This window comes from Aeromicrobium sp. 10G20-16 (assembly GCF_055809665.1).
Genome location: NZ_CM147919.1, coordinates 2288337 through 2304496 on the forward strand (window position 1 = coordinate 2288337; position 16160 = coordinate 2304496).

Below are 16160 nucleotides of genomic sequence, written 5' to 3' on the forward strand. Positions count from 1 at the left end.
TCCGGTGGCACCGGGTCTTCGCTCGCTGCCTCGACCTATCCCGGGAACCCCCAGCCATGCGCCTCGCGACGTTCATGAGACCGGGAGTCGTCCTGTTCCTGAGCGTCGCGGCCAGCGCCATCGCCTGGCTGCTGCCGGGTGAGTCGTTGTACCTGCGCGGGTTCGACGAACGCGCGCCGGCCACGGCAGCGACCATCTCGACGCTGGTGCTGTGGTACCTCGCCTGCGCCGTCTGTCTCGTGGTGGGCCGGTTCCTCGGGCAGTTCCGGCCGCCGTCCGAGCGCAACCGGGAGATCGACGAGGAGCCGGCGTTCGGGCGACTGGTCCTGCTCGGGCTCACGGCGATCGCCGCGGTGGGCATCGCGGCCACGTACGCCCAGATCACCGGGTCGATCTCGATCACCGCCGCCCTGAGCTCGTCAACGGGCAACGCCTTGTCCGAGGCGCTCGACGGCAGTGCCGGTCTCACCACGCTGCGGTACGCGACCGTGGCCGCCACCGCCCTGGTGATCGTGCGGCGGCTGACCGGTCAGCGCGAACCGATCCTGCTGGCCCTCAACCTCGTGATGCTGCTGATGTCCGCACTGGTCACCTCGCGCTTGTCGCTGATCATGTGCGCCGTCATGGTCGCGTACGGCTACAGCAAGGCGCGACCGACGTTCACGATGCCGCTCAAGACCCTCGCCATCGTCGGAGTCGTGGGATTCGCGTTGCTGGCGTCGCTGAACTTCGTGCGCAACGCCAACTACTACGAGACCTTCGACGTGCAGAACCCGCTGGCGATGAACTACTACCAGATCACCTCCTACCTGGGTGCCCCGATGCAGGCCTCGCTCGGCACGTCCGACGCCCTGCTGCAGCGCAAGCTGGACACGCCGCCGCTGGCTGGGACCGAGGAGGTCATCACCCCGACGTTCCTGCGCAAGGTCAAGGGCGACAAGAGCGAGGCGATCGACCCCGACCGCTACGGCGTCTCGATCCTGACCTCGCTCAACACCAACTCCGCGTTCGCCGACACGTATGTCGACTACGGTCCGCGCGGACTCGCCTACGTGCTGCTGATGCTGGTCGGCGTCGGCTTCCTGCTGGGCCGTTTCGGGCAGTACGCGGGGCCGTCTGCGCTGGTCGCCGGCACGTGTCTGTACGGGGTGGCCGAGCTGTGGCGACTGTTCCTGTTCAACCAGGGCATCGCGGTGTTCCTGATCGTCGCCCAGATCGCGGTGCTGTTCGCCGCCCGCGTGGTGTTCGTGACCCAGCAGCGGGGCCGACTGTCACGTCGTCGGCGCCCGTCCTCTGGTCAGCAGCCGTCGATTCGCGTGTAGGAGGGCTGCCAGGACGGCCAGCTCGGTCGTGGCGTTGGCGACCGCCAGTCCCATGGCGCCGTCGCGCGGGACGAGCACGGCCACCAGTGCGAGGAACAGCAGCGTCGTGACCACGAGGATCCGGTTGAACTGGTGCACCTTCCCGGCCGCCATCAGGCCGAGCACGCCGAGGACGTTGGACGCCGCGACCAGCGGGATCGTCAGCAGCAGCACGCGAAACAGCCCGACCGTGTCGGCGTACGCTGCGCCGAAAAACCACGGGACGAACCAGCCGATGATCGCCTGGGCCACGAGCATCATGACGACGAACGCGGCGACGAACCCGGCCAGGGCCCGCCGCAGGATCGCGCTGTGCTCGCGGGGCCCGGTCTCGGACGCGGCGACCGACTTGGGGAACAGGACCTGCGACGGCGGGACGATGAGGCTGCGCGCCGCCCCGCTGAGTCGGTCGGCGTTGGCGTAGCCGGCCGTGGCGGTGCCGCCGACCATCGCCTGCAGGATCGCCGGGCCGCCGAGCGCGTTGACGGCGGTCAGGATGCGGAACCCGAGCAGCGGGAGCGACTCGCGAAACAGCTGCCACATGGGCCGGAGCTGCGCGCGTTGCCGTCCGCCGCTGGCCCGCCTCATGCGCGAGGCGTTGACCACGTTGGCTCCACCGGTGAAGACCATGAGGGCGGCGAGGTATATCCAGCCGTCGCCGGCTCCGCGCACCAGCAGCAGGATCGTGGCGGCGCCCAGGACCTTGCCGCCCAGCTCGATGTAGGCCGTGGTCCGGATCTGCTCGAGCCCCTGGAAGAACCACAAGGTCGAGAAGCCCTGGGCGCTGCCCAGGCCCACTCCGAGCACCAGCAGGCCGAGGTCGGCGCCGGACAGGCCGACCGCCCACCCGATGCCGGTCGCCACGACCACCAGCACGGCGCTCACCGCGAGCTTGATGCCCTGCACGGCACTGACCAGTCGGGCGAGCGCGTCGTTGGAGTCGCGCGTGATGGTGACGGTGCGCGTGCCGCCGTAGATGAAGCCGAACTCGACCACGATGCCGAGGAGCAGGGCCAGCGACTGCGCGGCGGCCACCGAACCCCACTCGGCCCGCGGCAGCGCCCGGGTCATGAACGGCAGCAGGATCAGCGGCACGATCAGGGCGGCGGTCTGGGCCCCGTAGAGCGCTGCCGTGTCGCCCGCGACCCGCCCGAACCGGGGTCTCTGCTCGGTCACGACCGGACCGTCGTGACGATGGTCGTCGAGGGGCTCGCACTCATCGGCTGGTCTGCCCGCCTGCGGGGATGACCGTGCCGGGCGGAACCGATCCGCGCACGGTCGCACCCGCGCCGATCAGGGACCCGCGACCGATGACCAGGGGGGAGGAGCCGGAGATGATGCGTGCGCCCATGCCGATCCATGTGCCGTCCTCGACGGTGATGGACCCACGCGCGACGATCTCCTGGGAGATGAACGGAGTCTCCAGGCCGACGGTGCCGTGCGTGTTGTCGATGATGAGGACGTCCGGGCCCAGCAGCACGTCGCGCCCGAGCGTGACCGACCCGGCTGCCGAGAGCAGGCAGCGTCGCCCGATGGCCGAGCCGGCGCCGACGGTCAGACGTGCGCCGTCCTCGACGTGCAGCCAGGCGTCGCGGTCGATCCGGACCCCTGCGCCCAGTGCGACCACGCCGCTGCCCGAGACGTCGACCCGCGCCCCGAGCAGGACCCGCAGCGGCCACCCGCGACCGACGTGACGGACCCGGCGGACGAGATAGGTCAGGTGACGCACCCGGCGACCGATCAGCAGGGTGATGGAGCGTGGAGCACGCCCCCGCGCGTCGTTCGTCGGCTCGGTCATCGACGGACCTGTCCGGCCTCCAGCAACGCGGCTCGGGCCTTGCGGAACCGCGCCGGGGCGCGGGAGGTGGCCCATCGGAACTCGTCGGCGAACACGTACTTGCCGGCGAGGGACGAGTCGACGACGATCGCGACCGCACGGTCCTTCAGGCTCCGGCGCCGCCATCTGCGCCACGCCTCCTGATCGGCCGGGTCGAACGGTGACGGGAGGTCGTCGCCGGCGACCATCGCGTTGCGGTAGCTGCGACGGACGCGGGTGGTCATCCGACGACCCGAGGAGTCGACGTCGAACTGGTACCCGGTGGGTGCGCCGCCCATGGCGTCCTCGATGCGCAGCACCAGGGCCGCGTACTCGCTGGCGATCTCGTCGAGCACCTCGGTCTCGCCGACCTGGTCGCGCAGGGACGTGTTGAGTCGGCTGCTGATCTCGTGCGGCGCGCGCGGGTCAAATCCGCTGAAGTGCACGATCCGCAGGGGTTCGGTGGAGTCGCCCCGGAGCACGACCGGTCCGTCGGCGGAGCGGGCCAGGGGCCGCTCGTGCAGGTTCCACGGCCCGACGTTGTAGCCCGAGTGGGTGAAGGGGTGCGCTCCGAACATCACCGAGCCGACGTCGGCCCACTTCTGGTCGACGAACATGTGCAGCAGCGGGTAGATGAGGCACTCGTGCTTGAGGTGGCCCCACCACCAGTCGAGGTAGTCGGCGCCGTCCGGCCCGACGGCGCAGAACCCCAGGTTGTAGATGCCCAGGGCGAGGCTGTGCATCTCGGAGATGTAGCTGGTGCCCGGGGCGATCGGGTCGAGGAAGTGCGGTGTCAGCAGGATCGGTGCCTCGTCCAGCGCGTGGTCGATCTCCGTGAGCGGTCCACAGATCCAGAAGTCGGGATCGAGGTACACGACCCGCGGACCGGACTGCTGCAGGTGCTTCAGGAACAGCGGCTTGAGCGCCGTGGACAGCTCCACCACCCCGTAGGAGGCGGCCAGGCCCTCGAACTCGTCGTCGCTCAGCCCGATCTCGGTGGGGCGCACGAACTCGACGCCGCGCCCCAACGGGTCGACGGGGTCGCCGTCGACCATCAGGATCCGCAGCGGGTTGTCCGTCTCGGTGAATCGCGCCAGGCTCTCGGCGAGTGCGAGGGCCTTGGGCAGGTAGTTCGCCGCCACGATCGTGCAGTAGATCGGCGCGGCCGACCGACGGTCAGGCGTGCTGGTCATGTCGGGTGCTGCCTTCCGTCCGGACTCGCTGCGATGTCGTGGTGGCGCCAGCATCCCATGTTCGCGCTGCTGGGCCGCGCACCGCCCGAGCGGTGGCAGCACGATCCGGAGTCCGGTGACTACGCTGGCGACGTGAAGATCGCGGTCGCAGGAGCCGGATACGTCGGGTTGTCCAACGCGGTGCTGCTCGCCCAGCATCACCGGGTCGTCGCGGTGGACACGAACTCCGAGCGGGTCGAGCAGGTGAATCGCCGCGAGTCGCCGATCGACGACCCCGAGCTCGTCGACTACCTGAGCACCCACGCCCTCGACCTCGCTGCGACCAGCGACGGTGCGTCGGCCTACGCCGACGCCGACCTCGTCGTGGTGGCGACACCGACCAACTACGACGAGCGGACCAACTACTTCGACACGTCGTCGGTCGAGGCCGTCGTCGGCGAGGTGCTGGCCGTCAACACCGGTGCGGTCATCGTGATCAAGTCGACCGTGCCGGTCGGCTTCACCGCCGGCCTCGGTGCTGAACACCCGGGATCGACGATCATCTTCTCGCCGGAGTTCCTGCGTGAGGGCAGGGCCCTGCACGACAACCTGCATCCGTCGCGCATCGTGGTCGGCTCCACCTCGACGGCCGGCCGGATGTTCGCCGACCTGCTGGCCGAGGGAGCGCTCGACGCCGACGTGCCGGTGCTGCTGACCGACTCCACCGAGGCCGAGGCGATCAAGCTGTTCGCCAACACCTACCTGGCCCTGCGCGTGGCGTACTTCAACGAGCTCGACACCTACGCGGCCACCCATGGGCTGGATGCACGCCAGGTGATCGAGGGCGTCGGTCTGGACCCGCGCATCGGCACCCACTACAACAACCCGTCGTTCGGGTACGGCGGCTACTGCCTGCCGAAGGACACCCGTCAGCTGCTCGCCAACTACGAGAACGTCCCGCAGAACCTCATCGGCGCGATCGTCGACGCGAACACCACCCGCAAGGACTTCATCGCCGCCGACATCCTGCGGCGCAACCCGCGCACCGTGGGCATCTACCGTCTGGTGATGAAGTCCGGATCGGACAACTTCCGGGAGTCGGCGATCCAGGGCATCATGAAGCGGCTCAAGGCCAAGGGCATCGAGGTCATCGTCCACGAGCCGGTGCTGCAGATGACGAGCTTCTTCCACTCCGACGTCGTCGACGACCTCGACGAGTTCAAGCGTCGGTCCGACGTCATCATCGCCAACCGGCGCACCGAGGTTCTCGACGACGTCGCCGACAAGGTGTACACCCGCGACATCTACGGCCGCGACTGACCCTCGTCAGCCGTCGGCCGGCCGGTCACTCGACCCGTACCGTGCCCACGCTCGTCGGGCTGGGACGTCGCGACTGTCGGCTGCCGCCCAGCAGCACGCGGCTCACCGTGGTGCCGTCGGGGAACGCAGCGGCCACCTGCTCGGCGCACCGGGCGGCAGCAGAATCGATCCGACGCATGTCCGCGGCCGGGTCCAGGTGGGCCCGCAGCTCGATGACGTGCTGACCCTTGCGGCGGCGGGCGGCGCCGCGCACCTGCGTGACGGGCGCGTGCGCCTCCAGGTCGGCGGCCAGCGCGCCGGCCACGTCGTTCAGATCCACCCGGATCGCTCCGTGTGGCTCGGACGGCCCCTCGAGCGTGACGGCGCGCTCTCCGCGGCGTGGGGAGTGCGAGAGCAACCACACCAGTGCGAGCAGGCCGAGGACCACGCCGGCGACGGCGAAGGTCCACGGCCACCACGCGGCCGACTCGACGTCTGCGAGGCGCGAGGTGTCGGTGGTCTCCGGGAGCGCGCCGATCCAGTCGTACTTCCAGTCGAGCAGCGCGAGCCCGGCAGCCAGGAGCAGCAGTCCGATCAGCAGCGTGGCGATGCGGTCCAGAGCGGAGAGCCTACGAGTCATGGTGCACCTTCTTGACGTTGACCTTGACGGCGCGATCGTCGAATCCGTCGAGGTGTGTGGTGACGGCGGACCGCACGGCCTCGGCCGCGTCGGCACGATCCGACTGCACGGTGACGACGATGCGCGAGCGTGAGGCGCGGGCCGTGGCCGCGGCGATGCCGGCCGTGTTCTCCGCCGCGGCGACGGAGGCCGCCGAGACGGCCCGTTCCGAGACCCAGACGTCGGCAGGCAGCCCGCTGCGGCGGTGCGAGCGGCTGGCCGGCGTGAGGGCGACGGCGACGAGCCACAGGCCCACCAGGGCCAGGGCGACACCGACGGCGACGGCGGCACCGGAGACCGTCAGGCCGTCCGCGGCCTTGATGGTCGAGGCGGTCCAGTCGGGTCCGCCGGTCCATCCCTGGGCGACAGCGAGGTCGTGCACGGCGACGACGGCCAGGCCGACGAGCAGCAGGGCGACGACCGAACCCGTCAGCGCCGCCGCCGGGCGGTTGCGAGGAGGGGGAATGGTGCTCATCGGACTCTCCTTCCGGCGTCGGGGTCGGGCACGACGTGCAGCGTCACGTCGACGCGGTCGATGTCGATGCCGGACAGCCGAGAGGTCTGGTCGCGCACGGAGTCGCGGACGACGGCAGCCAGCTGCTCGGCGTGGCAGGGCCAGGGTGCGGCGACGTCGAGGTCGATGACGGCCACCGAGCCGGTGAACGTCACGCCGGCGCGAGGGTAGCTGGTGGTCCGCAGCGGCGTCAGACCGGCCGAGTGCTCGACGGTGCCGGGCACCTCGCGTGCGGCGTTGCGGGCGATGTTCGCCACGGCCTTCGAGCGAAGGTCCAAGGTGCCGCGCTCGTCGACCGGGGGGAGCGTCTCACTCACGACGGCCCCGCACCACGGCGCTCACGTCGATGTCGCCGTCGAGGTGGGCGCCGGCCACGAAACCGATGGCGCCGAGCACGAGGGCACCGAGGAAGGCGCTGAATCCGCCGATCGCGATGGCGATGGCGAGCAGGAGGCCGGTGAACAGGCCGATGGTGGAGAAGCTTCATGAGTGATCCTTCGGGTTCAGGTGGATGTAGCGGCGCGTGCCGGGGAGGCGCTGGTGGAGGTGGCGCGTGAGACGGCGCAGGGATGCGCTGAGACGGCTCGAGCGCGAGGTCACGAGAGTGGTCGGTCGACCTCCCTGGACCAGCCGCTCGTTGATGGCGTCCAGTGCGTCGGCGAGGGCTTCGGCGCTCCCGCCGCGGTCGGGGTGGTGCTGCCGGATCGCGGCTCGTCGCTGCGATCGCAGGTCGGCACGCGGGTCGGTCATGACTCCTCCTCGGGTCCGGCTCCCGGCGCGACGACGTCCTCGACGGTCACGTGCACCGGACCCTGCACGAGCGCCTCGACGGCGGTCCGCACCTGGTCGGCGGTCTCGACCACCGGGCTGCCCCAGTCGAGCACGACGTGGACCTCGCACGAGTCCTCGCGCAGAGTCACGCCGTTGACCCGGCGACCGGGCAGGTAGGTGGCCACCTCGCCCATCACGCCGGCGTGCAGGTCGTGCACGCCGGGCACGGAGAGCACGGCATGGGCGATCTGGTCGGCGGGGTCGGCGCTCATGTCACTCGACCCGGGTCTCGTCGTCGTCACCCTCGACGTGCACGTCGAGGACCGTGACGTTGACCTCGGTGACCTCGAGCCCGGTCATGCGCTCGAGCGAACCGATCACGTTGCGGCGGATGCCGGTGGCCAGCTCGGCGAGGGCGACGCCGTAGTCCGCGATGATCTCGACGTCGACGGCGGCCTGGCGCTCGCCGACCTCGACGTTGATGCCCTGGCTGAGGTTGGTGCGGGTGCCGGGCATGCGGTCCCGCAGCGCGCCGACGGCGCGGGCAGCGCCGCCGCCGAGGTCGTGGACGCCGCTGACCTCCCGGGTCGAGATGCCGGCGATCTTGGCCACGACGGTGTCGGCGATCGTGGTGCGCCCCTCGGAGGTGACCAGTGGTCCGGCGTCGGTCGTCGCGACCTCGGTGGTGGGGGTCTTCTTCGTCTCTGCCATGAGATGCCTTTCGTGGGTGTGGGAGGGAGGGGCTCAGGCCGCCAGGGCGGCGTCGGGGGTCTCGGTCGTCTCGTCGTCGCCGAGCAGTGATGCGTGCAGGACGCCGGCGATGATCGCGCCGACGATCGGTGCGGCGATGAACAGCCACACATGGCCGAGTGCGTCGGGACCGGCGAACCAGGCGACGCCCAGCGAGCGGGCGGGGTTCACCGAGGTGTTGCTGACCGGGATGCTGACGAGGTGGATCAGGGTCAGGGCCAGGCCGATCGCGACACCGGAGAATCCGACGGCCGCGCGCCTGGCCGAGGCGCCGAGGATCACGAACAGGAAGAAGGCGGTGAGCACGATCTCGGTCAGCGCGACGGCTGCCAGGCCGTACCCGCCGGGCGAGCGGTCGCCGTACCCGTTGGTGGCGAAGCCGGTCGCGGACGCGTTGAAGCCCGGCTGGTCGTTGGCGATGACGAACAGGACGGCGGCGGCCACCGTGGCCCCCACGACCTGGGCGCCGATGTAGCCGGGGACGTCCCGCAAGGGGAAGCGTCGCGCCGCCGCGAGACCCAGCGACACGGCCGGGTTGAAATGGCCGCCCGAGACCGGGCCGAACGCGTAGGCGCCGGTCAGGACGGTGAGGCCGAACGCGAACGCGATGCCGAGCGTCCCGACGCGGTCGCCGGCCAGGACGGCGGTGCCGCACCCGCCGAGCACGAGCCAGAAGGTGCCGAGGAACTCGGCGCCCAGGCGTTGGCTCCTGCTGGGCGTGGTGGTGAGGGCGGTCATGTCGTTCCGTTTCGTGGGGGCCGGTCCGGCCGGGTGGAGGAAGTGGTTCAGCGGATGCGGTTGCGGCGGTTCTCGTCGAGCTTCTTCTTGGCCATCGGCAGTCCGACGAGGGCCAGGAGCTTCCAGACGACCCAGCCGAGGAGGGCGAAGGCGTTGCGCTTGGGACGAGCCATGGGAGTTCTCACTTCCTGGGTGGTGATGGATCCCGGTGGTGGTGCCGGGTGTCGACACGGGGGCGGTGCGGGTGCACCGCCCCCACGAGGTGTCCTACTTCTTGAAGACGTCCTTGATGTCCTCACCGGTCTTCTTGGCGGAGGCCTTCGTCTGGTCCTTCTTGCCCTCGGCCTTGAGGCTGTCGTCGTTGGTCGCGTCGCCCACGACCTCCTTCGCCTTGCCCACGAGGTCCTCGGCGGCGTTCTTGGCCTTGTCTGCGATGCCCATGATCGGTTCCTTTCGAGTGAGTGTTGATTGCTGGTTCTGATGGGTAGTCGTCACGAGGTGGCGGATCGTCACGCGTCATCGGTGTGGTCTGTGACACAGTGCCGCGGATCGAGACATCGCCGAGTCCGTCTCCGGATGCGCGACGAGGTCGCAGGGTCGATGATGAGGCGTGCACGACGCTGGTTCGCCGCAGGACGACGATCTGTCGATCCGGTCCGACCGTGTGCTGGTTCGTCAGGCCGGCCTCGGGGACCGGGAGGCGTTCGAGGCGATCGTCCAGCGGCACGGTCCGGGCATGTACCGCTTCGCGCTGCGCATGGTCGGCGGCAGCTCCGCCGACGCGGCCGAGGTGGTGCAGGAGGCGTGCATCTCGGCCTGGAAGAACATCGCCACCTTCGAGGCACGGTCGTCGCTGCGCACCTGGTTGTTCCGGCTGGTCACCCGGCGGGCCGCCGACCTGCAGCGCAAGCGCAAGCCCACCCCGATCGACGACGACTTCCTCGCCTCGGTGGCACCGCCCGCGACCAGCGACCCGCTGCAGGGCGTGCTCGACCGCGAGCTGGTCGCTGCCCTGCAGGTCGCCCTGTCCGAGCTGTCGACCGACCAACGGGCGGTCTGGCTGCTGCGAGAGGTGGAGGAGATGAGCTACGCCGACATCGCCGGTACGTTGAGCATGACGGCCGATGCCGTGCGCGGACTGCTGCACCGCGCGCGCAAGGACCTCGCGGAGAGGATGGCGCAATGGCGGTAGAGCAGACGCCCGATCCCCTCGAGCGCGCCACCAACGCGATGCGGGCCGAAGAGACCGACGGGTGGGTCGACGTCTCCCGAGAGATCGTCCACCGTGTCCGGACCGCGGTCATGCCGGCCGATCCGGTGCTGACCTACGCGGGCGGTTCCGCCGTCCGTGGTGATCGCGGTTCGGTCGTGCGCGTCTCGACGCGGGTGCTGCGGCCGACGCTGCGGTCGGCCGTCGACACCGCGACGTGCGCGCTGGAGGCCCTGGACCTCACCATCGCCGACGACCGCTGCGCGTCCGTGCACGTCGAGCTGGTGTGCGCCTACGGCGCCGACCTGCGCGCGGAGGGCGAGCAGGCGCGTCAACGGATCGCCGGTGTGCTCCACGAGATGATCGGTGACGACCCGCAGTTCGATCCGACGCGCGACATCGAGATCATGATCGTCGACGTCGTCGACGGCGACCCCCACACAGAGTGAAAGCGCCCAGTGAGATGACGCCGACGCGACGACGCCCGGACCTGATGGCCCGGGCGTCCTCGATCTGGTGAACATCCAGTGGTCGGGGTGACAGGATTTGAACCTGCGACCTCGTCGTCCCGAACGACGCGCGCTACCAAGCTGCGCCACACCCCGCTGCCCTAGTCGGGCAACCCGGCCGAGTCTACCGCAGTCAGCGTGAGCAGGGTGGCCTCGGGTCGGCACGCGAATCGCACCGGCGTCAGAGGGGACGAACCGAGTCCGGCCGACACGTGCAGCCACGACTCGCGGTGGCCGTCGACCCGGTGGGTGTGCAGCCCACGAGCACGCGTGCGGTCCAGGTCGCAGTTGGTGACGAGCGCGCCGTAGAACGGCACACGCAGCTGGCCGCCGTGCGTGTGCCCCGCCAGGATCAGCGGGTAGCCCTGGGTGTTCCAGCGGTCGAGCACCCGCAGGTAGGGCGCGTGCGCCACCCCGATCGCGAGGTCGGCGGAGGTGTCGGCGGGCTCGTCGTCCAGCTCGTCGAACTCCAGGTGCGGGTCGTCGACGCCGACGAACGACAATCGGCGACCCCCGATCTCCACCTCGTCGTGCCGGTTGGACAGGTCGGTCCAGCCGCGACGGGTGAACTCGGTGCGCATCTGCTCGAACGGCAGGTCCTTGGGGCGCATCCACTGGCCTCGGTGAGCCACGCCCGTGCCTCCGGTGAGGTAGCGCACCGGGTTCTTGCGCACCGGGGAGAAGTAGTCGTTGGATCCGAAGACGAACACGCCGGGCACGTCCAGCAGGTCGCCGTACGCGCGCAGCACCGCAGGCAGGGCGTCGACGTGGGAGAGATTGTCGCCGGTGTTGACGACGAGGTCGGGCCGGAGGTCGGCCAGGCCACGCAGCCAGCCCTGCTTGCGTCCCTGCCCCGGCGTCATGTGCGTGTCGCTGAGGTGCAGGATCCGCAGTGGCTCGGACCCGGGTGCGAGGACCGGAACCGTGGCGCGACGCAGCACGAACGCGTTCGGCTCGACGAGGGTCGACCACGCCAGCCCCGCAGCGGCGGCGCCCGCGGTCAGGGCCAGAGGATGCATGCGACCAGCGTGGCACAGCCGAGGTGGGACACTGGCCTCATGTCTGCCATGAAGGACCAGCTCCGCACCGATCTCACCGCCTCGATCAAGGCCCGCGACGCCCTGCGCTCCTCGACGCTGCGCATGGTCCTCACGGCCATCACCACCGCCGAGGTCGCAGGCAAGGAGTCCCGCGAGATCAGCGACGACGAGGTCATGACCGTCCTGGGGGCCGAGGTCAAGAAGCGGCGCGAGGCCGCCGAGGCGTTCAGCGCAGGTGGTCGACCCGAGATGGCGGAGAAGGAGACCGCCGAGGCGGCCATCCTCGCCGAGTACCTGCCCGAGCAGATGTCGGCCGAGCAGATCGTCGAGATCGTCACCGCAGCCGTGGAGTCGACGGGGGCGGCCGCCGAGGGCATGCGCGCCATGGGCAAGGTGATGGGTGCGGTCACGCCGCAGACCAAGGGCAAGGCCGACTCCGCAGCGGTGGCCGCCGAGGTCAAGCGCCAACTGGGCGCCTGAGGATCAACCCCCGGGGGGCGACGGGACGGCGCTCGCCGGTGTGTCGTTCGGCTTCTTCTTCTCGGGCTTCCTGTTCGTCGGCTGACGCTCCGGCGGCGTGCCGAAGTTCACCGGTGAGAGCTGGTTCTGGATGGTGCCCATGGCCTTCTTCCACATCGGTCCGGCCAGCGAGCTTACCGCCGACGGCGCCGAAGTTGAGCAGGCGGCCGTTGATCGTGACGCCGGCCAGCGACTTGGGGCCGCCGTTCTTCTTGACGCCGGCGATCATCGAGAACGTCGACAGCTCGGGGGTGTAGCCGGCGTACGACACCGCCACGTTGTCCTGGGCCGTACCGGTCTTGGCGGCCGACGGGATGTTGAGCCGGGTGCCGTTCTGGGCGCCGTAGCCGCGCTCCTGCACGATGCGCAGGATGTCGTTGATCTGGGCGGCGTTGTCCTTGGACAGCACGCGCTTGCACTCGGGCTTGTACTTCTTGATCACCTCGCCGTTGCGGTCGAGGATCTCGTTGACCGGTTGCGGCGTGCAGTACAGGCCGCCGGAGGCCGGCACCGCGTAGGCGGCGGCCATCTCGAGCGGGCTGACGCTGGTGACGCCGAGGGTGAACGGGCCGACCTGGTTGGTGATGCCCTTGCTGGGGTCGAACGGCACCGTGATGCCCATGGCCTCGGCCATGCGCACCGTGCTGCACAGCCCGGCCTTCTTCTCCAGCTGGGCGAAGTAGGTGTTCACCGACTCGCTCAGACCGGTGTACATGTTCTTCATGCCCGAGGAGGTGGAGTTCTTGACCTTCCACTCGGCGGTCCCGCCGCCCTCGCAGTCGAAGTACGAGCCGCGCGGCATGGTCAGGTTGGGTGGGGAGTTGAACGTCTGGCCGACGCTGATGCCCTTCTTGAGCGCCGCGGCCACGGTGAACATCTTGAACGTCGACCCGGCCGAGAAGCCGCCGGAGTCGCCGTACTTGGTGGGCACCGTGAAGTTGATGAAGGACTGACCCTTCTTGGTGTCGCGCCCCATGGGCTTGGACTGGGCGACGCCTCGCACCTTGCCGGTGCCGGGCTCGACCATGGCCATCAGGCCCAGCGCTTGGTCGGTGGGCGACACGGTGCTGGTGACGGCCTTGTTGGCTGCCTTCTGCATCGTCAGGTCGATGTTGGACTTGATGGTCAGTCCGCCACGCTCGATGGCGCGCTGACGCTCCTTGACGGTCGCGCCCAGGGCGTCGTCGAGCAGCAGGTAGCGACGCACGTAGTCACACGAGAACGCGGCCACCGACTCGACGCAGCCGTTGGGGAACTTGGTGATCTTGAGTCCGAGCGGGGCGGCCTGGATCTTGTCGCCGTCGGCCTGGGAGATGATGCCGTCGCGCGCCATGACCGCTGCGACCGTGTTGCGCCGCTGGATGGCCTTCTCGGGGAAGGCCACGGGGTTGAACGCGTCGGGGTTCTTGACCAGTCCCGCCAGCGTGGCCGCCTGGGTGGCGTTGAGCTTGTCGGGGCTGGTGGAGAAGAAGTGGTAGGCGGCCGAGTTGATGCCCCACGCGCCGTCGCCGAAGTAGGCGAGGTTGAGGTAGCGCTCGAGGATCTCCTTCTTGGAGTGGGTCTCCTCGTAGGTGATGGCGAGCTTCAGCTCGCGGATCTTGCGTGCGGTGGACTTCTCGACGGCGGCGCGCTGCTGCTCCTTGGTGGTGGCCTGCGACAGCAGCGTCAGCTTGATCAGCTGCTGGGTGATCGTGGATCCACCCTGGGTCTGACCGTCCGACGCATTGTTCACCAGCGCGCGCAGGGTGCCCTTCAGGTCGAGGGGCCCGTGCTCGTAGAAGCGAGAGTCCTCGATCGACAGCAACGCCTGCTGCATGACCGGCGCGATCTGGTCGAGGGGGACGTCCTGGCGGTTCTCCTCGTAGAAGTAGGCCAGCCGCTCGCCGTTGCTCGCCAGGACCACCGTGGTCTGCGGGTTCGGCTGGTCCTCCAGCGCGAGCGGCAGGTTCACGATGTCGGTGCTGACCTCGTTGGCGGTGACCGCGACGAACGAGGCGGCGGGAATCGCGATGGCCGCGACGCCGACGCCGGCGATGACCGAGAGGCGGGCCATCGAGCCGACCGCACCGGCGGTGGACGTGGCGGGGCGCTCGGACCTCACGAGTCGCCTGATCGCCTGGGAGAACGCTGACGTCATGGCCTCAAGCGTACGGGAGAAGCCTGAGAGGGCCGCCGGGCTCGGGACGCGCCGGACGCCTCCACCGGACGCCATAGTCCGTTGGGACCAGACAAGATGACACTGATCGGGGCTGCCCGAATCCTCAGGATTTTCACAAGATGGTGGTAACGAATCAACCATCAGCCGTCGGGCTGTTCTCGGGGAAGGTTCCGAAACGTGTGGAATGACAACTGGGCCGCAGAAGCGGCATGCAGGGGCAAGTCGGACCAGCTCTTCGTGCAGGGTGCTGAGCAGAATCGCGCGAAGGCCGTCTGCTCGAGCTGCGTCGTCAAGGCCGAGTGCCTGGTCGAGGCTCTGGACAACCGCATCGAGTGGGGCGTCTGGGGCGGCATGACCGAGCGCGAGCGCCGTGCGCTGCTGCGTCGTCGTCCGAACGTCACCACCTGGCGCAGCGTCCTCGCGCCCAGCATCGCCGTCTGACCGGCTGGCCGGGGGGCCGCGGGTCAGTGACCCGCGAGCAGGCGGCCGATCTCGCGCAGGGCGTCGAGGTCGTGCACGTCGCCGGACAGTGCCGCGACCGACACCGTGGGCACTGACGGGTGGGCCGAGGTGAAGCCACGCCTCTGACGGGTCTCGCGCGCCCCCACGCGCAGGCGTTCGGCCCGCACGGCCAGCAGCTCGGCGGTCATCTGGTCGCGCTCGTCGCCGTCGCGCAGCCGGACGGCGGCGCTCTCCGCCGCGGCGAGGGTGATGCCGCTGGCGTCGTCGTCGTGCACCCGATTGACCACCAGGCCCGCCAGCGGCATCTTCTCGCCGGCCAGACGCTCCACGAAGTACGCAGCCTCGCGCATCGCTGCGGGCTCCGGCGCCGCCACGACCAGGAACGCGGTCTCGGGAGCCTGCAGCAGGGCGAACGTGGCCTCGGCCCTCTGCCGGAAGCCGCCGAACAACGTGTCGAACGCGGCGATGAAGGTCTGCAGGTCGGTGAGGAACTGTGCCCCGAGGACCTTGTTGAGCGCGGAGGTGACGATGCCGAGTCCCGCGCTGAGCAACCGGGCGGGTCCCTTGGCCGGGGCGAGCAGCAGCTTGATGAAGCGCCCGTCGAGCAGGGACGACAACCGCTCCGGCGCGTCGAGGAAGTCCAGTGCCGAGCGTGACGGAGGTGTGTCGACGACGATCAGGTCCCAGCGTCGTTCGTCGGCCACCGATGCCGAGTGCAGCTGGCCGCAGCTTCTCCATGGCCATGTACTCCTGCGTGCCCGCGAACGAGCTCGACAGGGCGATGTAGAACGGGTTGCCGAGGATCTGCTCGGCCTTCTCGGGCGAGGCGTGCTGCTCGACGACCTCGTCGAACGTGCGCTTCATGTCGAGCATCATGGCGTCCAACGTGCCGTCCCCCTCGACGCCCGGGACCGGGCGGGGCGAGTTGTCGAGCTCGGTCAGGCCCATCGACTGGGCGAGGCGACGTGCGGGGTCGATCGTCAGCACGCAGACGCGACGCCCCTGCTCCGCAGCCCGCAGCGCCAGCGCGGCGGCCGTGGTGGTCTTGCCGACGCCGCCGGAGCCGCAGCAGACGATGATCTCGGTGCCACGGTCGGCCAGCAGGGCGTCGACGTCGACCCGGCCGTCGCGGCTGGCGTCGTCGATGAGCACGCGCGGACCC

At 69.8% G+C, this 16160-nt stretch carries 20 protein-coding genes, 1 tRNA gene and 1 pseudogene; 6 read left to right on the forward strand and 16 right to left on the reverse strand.

The window, feature by feature from the left end:
- The first annotated feature begins 56 nt into the window (after nucleotides 1-56).
- A complete protein-coding gene (locus tag AC0L5F_RS11510) occupies nucleotides 57-1322 on the forward strand; it encodes a hypothetical protein (protein WP_473313506.1) in 1266 nt (421 codons plus the stop codon).
- On the opposite strand, the gene AC0L5F_RS11515 is transcribed toward AC0L5F_RS11510, so the two are convergent.
- The 3 genes from AC0L5F_RS11515 to AC0L5F_RS11525 are packed head-to-tail and all read right to left on the reverse strand — an operon-like array spanning nucleotide 1272 to nucleotide 4370.
- Nucleotides 1272-2537 (reverse strand): lipopolysaccharide biosynthesis protein, encoded by a 1266-nt coding sequence (locus AC0L5F_RS11515; RefSeq protein ID WP_473313507.1) that lies wholly within the window; start codon nucleotides 2535-2537, stop codon nucleotides 1272-1274. The genes AC0L5F_RS11510 and AC0L5F_RS11515 overlap by 51 nt on opposite strands.
- A gap of 40 nt (nucleotides 2538-2577) precedes the next feature.
- A complete protein-coding gene (locus AC0L5F_RS11520; RefSeq protein WP_473313508.1) occupies nucleotides 2578-3159 on the reverse strand; it encodes an acyltransferase in 582 nt (193 codons plus the stop codon).
- The gene (locus tag AC0L5F_RS11525; RefSeq protein ID WP_473313510.1) at nucleotides 3156-4370 is read right to left on the reverse strand and encodes a hypothetical protein; all 1215 of its coding nucleotides are present in this window, start codon (nucleotides 4368-4370) and stop codon (nucleotides 3156-3158) included. The genes AC0L5F_RS11520 and AC0L5F_RS11525 overlap by 4 nt, the downstream gene beginning before the upstream one ends.
- Nucleotides 4371-4538: 168 nt before the next feature.
- Here AC0L5F_RS11525 and AC0L5F_RS11530 point away from each other — a divergent pair, with 168 nt between their 5' ends.
- Complete coding sequence (locus AC0L5F_RS11530) at nucleotides 4539-5669, forward strand: nucleotide sugar dehydrogenase (protein WP_473316190.1); 1131 nt, start codon at nucleotides 4539-4541, stop codon at nucleotides 5667-5669.
- Between the two features lie 25 nt (nucleotides 5670-5694).
- On the opposite strand, the gene AC0L5F_RS11535 is transcribed toward AC0L5F_RS11530, so the two are convergent.
- The 9 genes from AC0L5F_RS11535 to AC0L5F_RS11575 form a co-directional block, all read right to left on the reverse strand.
- Nucleotides 5695-6288 carry a hypothetical protein gene (locus AC0L5F_RS11535; RefSeq protein WP_473313511.1) on the reverse strand — a complete coding sequence of 198 codons (594 nt, stop codon included), beginning with the start codon at nucleotides 6286-6288 and terminating at the stop codon, nucleotides 5695-5697.
- Entirely contained in the window at nucleotides 6278-6802 is a 525-nt protein-coding gene (locus tag AC0L5F_RS11540) for a DUF6286 domain-containing protein (protein ID WP_473313512.1), read from the reverse strand. The genes AC0L5F_RS11535 and AC0L5F_RS11540 overlap by 11 nt, the downstream gene beginning before the upstream one ends.
- Nucleotides 6799-7158, reverse strand: a complete 360-nt coding sequence (locus AC0L5F_RS11545; RefSeq protein ID WP_473313513.1) for an Asp23/Gls24 family envelope stress response protein — start codon at nucleotides 7156-7158, stop codon at nucleotides 6799-6801. The genes AC0L5F_RS11540 and AC0L5F_RS11545 overlap by 4 nt, the downstream gene beginning before the upstream one ends.
- Nucleotides 7159-7324: 166 nt before the next feature.
- A complete protein-coding gene (locus AC0L5F_RS11550; RefSeq protein WP_473313514.1) occupies nucleotides 7325-7591 on the reverse strand; it encodes a hypothetical protein in 267 nt (88 codons plus the stop codon).
- Nucleotides 7588-7884 (reverse strand): hypothetical protein, encoded by a 297-nt coding sequence (locus AC0L5F_RS11555; RefSeq protein ID WP_473313515.1) that lies wholly within the window; start codon nucleotides 7882-7884, stop codon nucleotides 7588-7590. The genes AC0L5F_RS11550 and AC0L5F_RS11555 overlap by 4 nt, the downstream gene beginning before the upstream one ends.
- Nucleotide 7885: 1 nt before the next feature.
- A complete protein-coding gene (locus AC0L5F_RS11560; protein ID WP_473313516.1) occupies nucleotides 7886-8323 on the reverse strand; it encodes an Asp23/Gls24 family envelope stress response protein in 438 nt (145 codons plus the stop codon).
- Between the two features lie 33 nt (nucleotides 8324-8356).
- Nucleotides 8357-9100 (reverse strand): aquaporin Z, encoded by a 744-nt coding sequence (gene aqpZ / locus AC0L5F_RS11565; RefSeq protein ID WP_473313517.1) that lies wholly within the window; start codon nucleotides 9098-9100, stop codon nucleotides 8357-8359.
- A gap of 47 nt (nucleotides 9101-9147) precedes the next feature.
- A complete protein-coding gene (locus AC0L5F_RS11570) occupies nucleotides 9148-9273 on the reverse strand; it encodes a hypothetical protein (protein WP_473313518.1) in 126 nt (41 codons plus the stop codon).
- 94 nt (nucleotides 9274-9367) lie between these two features.
- Nucleotides 9368-9541, reverse strand: coding sequence for a CsbD family protein (locus tag AC0L5F_RS11575; RefSeq protein WP_473313519.1), 174 nt, complete (start codon nucleotides 9539-9541; stop codon nucleotides 9368-9370).
- A gap of 169 nt (nucleotides 9542-9710) precedes the next feature.
- Here AC0L5F_RS11575 and AC0L5F_RS11580 point away from each other — a divergent pair, with 169 nt between their 5' ends.
- Both AC0L5F_RS11580 and AC0L5F_RS11585 read left to right on the forward strand, forming a co-directional pair.
- Nucleotides 9711-10292, forward strand: a complete 582-nt coding sequence (locus AC0L5F_RS11580; RefSeq protein ID WP_473313520.1) for an RNA polymerase sigma factor — start codon at nucleotides 9711-9713, stop codon at nucleotides 10290-10292.
- A complete protein-coding gene (locus tag AC0L5F_RS11585) occupies nucleotides 10283-10759 on the forward strand; it encodes a hypothetical protein (protein WP_473313521.1) in 477 nt (158 codons plus the stop codon). Before AC0L5F_RS11580 ends, AC0L5F_RS11585 begins: the two co-directional genes overlap by 10 nt.
- Nucleotides 10760-10838: 79 nt before the next feature.
- Here AC0L5F_RS11585 and AC0L5F_RS11590 read toward each other — a convergent pair.
- A tRNA-Pro gene (locus tag AC0L5F_RS11590) sits at nucleotides 10839-10915 on the reverse strand.
- A gap of 5 nt (nucleotides 10916-10920) precedes the next feature.
- On the reverse strand, nucleotides 10921-11838 hold the full coding sequence (locus AC0L5F_RS11595) for a metallophosphoesterase (RefSeq protein ID WP_473313522.1): 918 nt from the start codon (nucleotides 11836-11838) through the stop codon (nucleotides 10921-10923).
- Between the two features lie 39 nt (nucleotides 11839-11877).
- On the opposite strand from AC0L5F_RS11595, the gene AC0L5F_RS11600 reads away from it, so the two are divergent.
- On the forward strand, nucleotides 11878-12339 hold the full coding sequence (locus tag AC0L5F_RS11600; protein WP_473313523.1) for a GatB/YqeY domain-containing protein: 462 nt from the start codon (nucleotides 11878-11880) through the stop codon (nucleotides 12337-12339).
- Here AC0L5F_RS11600 and AC0L5F_RS11605 read toward each other — a convergent pair.
- Complete coding sequence (locus tag AC0L5F_RS11605) at nucleotides 12317-14515, reverse strand: transglycosylase domain-containing protein (protein WP_473313524.1); 2199 nt, start codon at nucleotides 14513-14515, stop codon at nucleotides 12317-12319. The genes AC0L5F_RS11600 and AC0L5F_RS11605 overlap by 23 nt on opposite strands.
- A 198-nt stretch (nucleotides 14516-14713) precedes the next feature.
- Between AC0L5F_RS11605 and AC0L5F_RS11610 the strand changes: the two genes are divergently transcribed.
- On the forward strand, nucleotides 14714-14977 hold the full coding sequence (locus AC0L5F_RS11610; RefSeq protein WP_473313525.1) for a WhiB family transcriptional regulator: 264 nt from the start codon (nucleotides 14714-14716) through the stop codon (nucleotides 14975-14977).
- Between the two features lie 23 nt (nucleotides 14978-15000).
- Here AC0L5F_RS11610 and bagB read toward each other — a convergent pair.
- Nucleotides 15001-16144, reverse strand: a pseudogene (gene bagB, locus AC0L5F_RS11615) (ATPase BagB).
- Nucleotides 16145-16160 lie beyond the last annotated feature (16 nt).

Coding starts and splice junctions, on each gene's coding strand:
- AC0L5F_RS11510 (WP_473313506.1), top strand. CDS start 57: ATGCGCCTCGCGACGTTCATGAGACCGGGAGTCGTCCTGTTCCTGAGC.
- AC0L5F_RS11520 (WP_473313508.1), bottom strand. CDS start 3,159: ATGACCGAGCCGACGAACGACGCGCGGGGGCGTGCTCCACGCTCCATC.
- AC0L5F_RS11525 (WP_473313510.1), bottom strand. CDS start 4,370: ATGACCAGCACGCCTGACCGTCGGTCGGCCGCGCCGATCTACTGCACG.
- AC0L5F_RS11535 (WP_473313511.1), bottom strand. CDS start 6,288: ATGACTCGTAGGCTCTCCGCTCTGGACCGCATCGCCACGCTGCTGATC.
- AC0L5F_RS11540 (WP_473313512.1), bottom strand. CDS start 6,802: ATGAGCACCATTCCCCCTCCTCGCAACCGCCCGGCGGCGGCGCTGACG.
- AC0L5F_RS11550 (WP_473313514.1), bottom strand. CDS start 7,591: ATGACCGACCCGCGTGCCGACCTGCGATCGCAGCGACGAGCCGCGATC.
- AC0L5F_RS11555 (WP_473313515.1), bottom strand. CDS start 7,884: ATGAGCGCCGACCCCGCCGACCAGATCGCCCATGCCGTGCTCTCCGTG.
- AC0L5F_RS11560 (WP_473313516.1), bottom strand. CDS start 8,323: ATGGCAGAGACGAAGAAGACCCCCACCACCGAGGTCGCGACGACCGAC.
- aqpZ (WP_473313517.1), bottom strand. CDS start 9,100: ATGACCGCCCTCACCACCACGCCCAGCAGGAGCCAACGCCTGGGCGCC.
- AC0L5F_RS11570 (WP_473313518.1), bottom strand. CDS start 9,273: ATGGCTCGTCCCAAGCGCAACGCCTTCGCCCTCCTCGGCTGGGTCGTC.
- AC0L5F_RS11575 (WP_473313519.1), bottom strand. CDS start 9,541: ATGGGCATCGCAGACAAGGCCAAGAACGCCGCCGAGGACCTCGTGGGC.
- AC0L5F_RS11585 (WP_473313521.1), top strand. CDS start 10,283: ATGGCGGTAGAGCAGACGCCCGATCCCCTCGAGCGCGCCACCAACGCG.
- AC0L5F_RS11595 (WP_473313522.1), bottom strand. CDS start 11,838: ATGCATCCTCTGGCCCTGACCGCGGGCGCCGCCGCTGCGGGGCTGGCG.
- AC0L5F_RS11600 (WP_473313523.1), top strand. CDS start 11,878: ATGTCTGCCATGAAGGACCAGCTCCGCACCGATCTCACCGCCTCGATC.
- AC0L5F_RS11605 (WP_473313524.1), bottom strand. CDS start 14,515: ATGACGTCAGCGTTCTCCCAGGCGATCAGGCGACTCGTGAGGTCCGAG.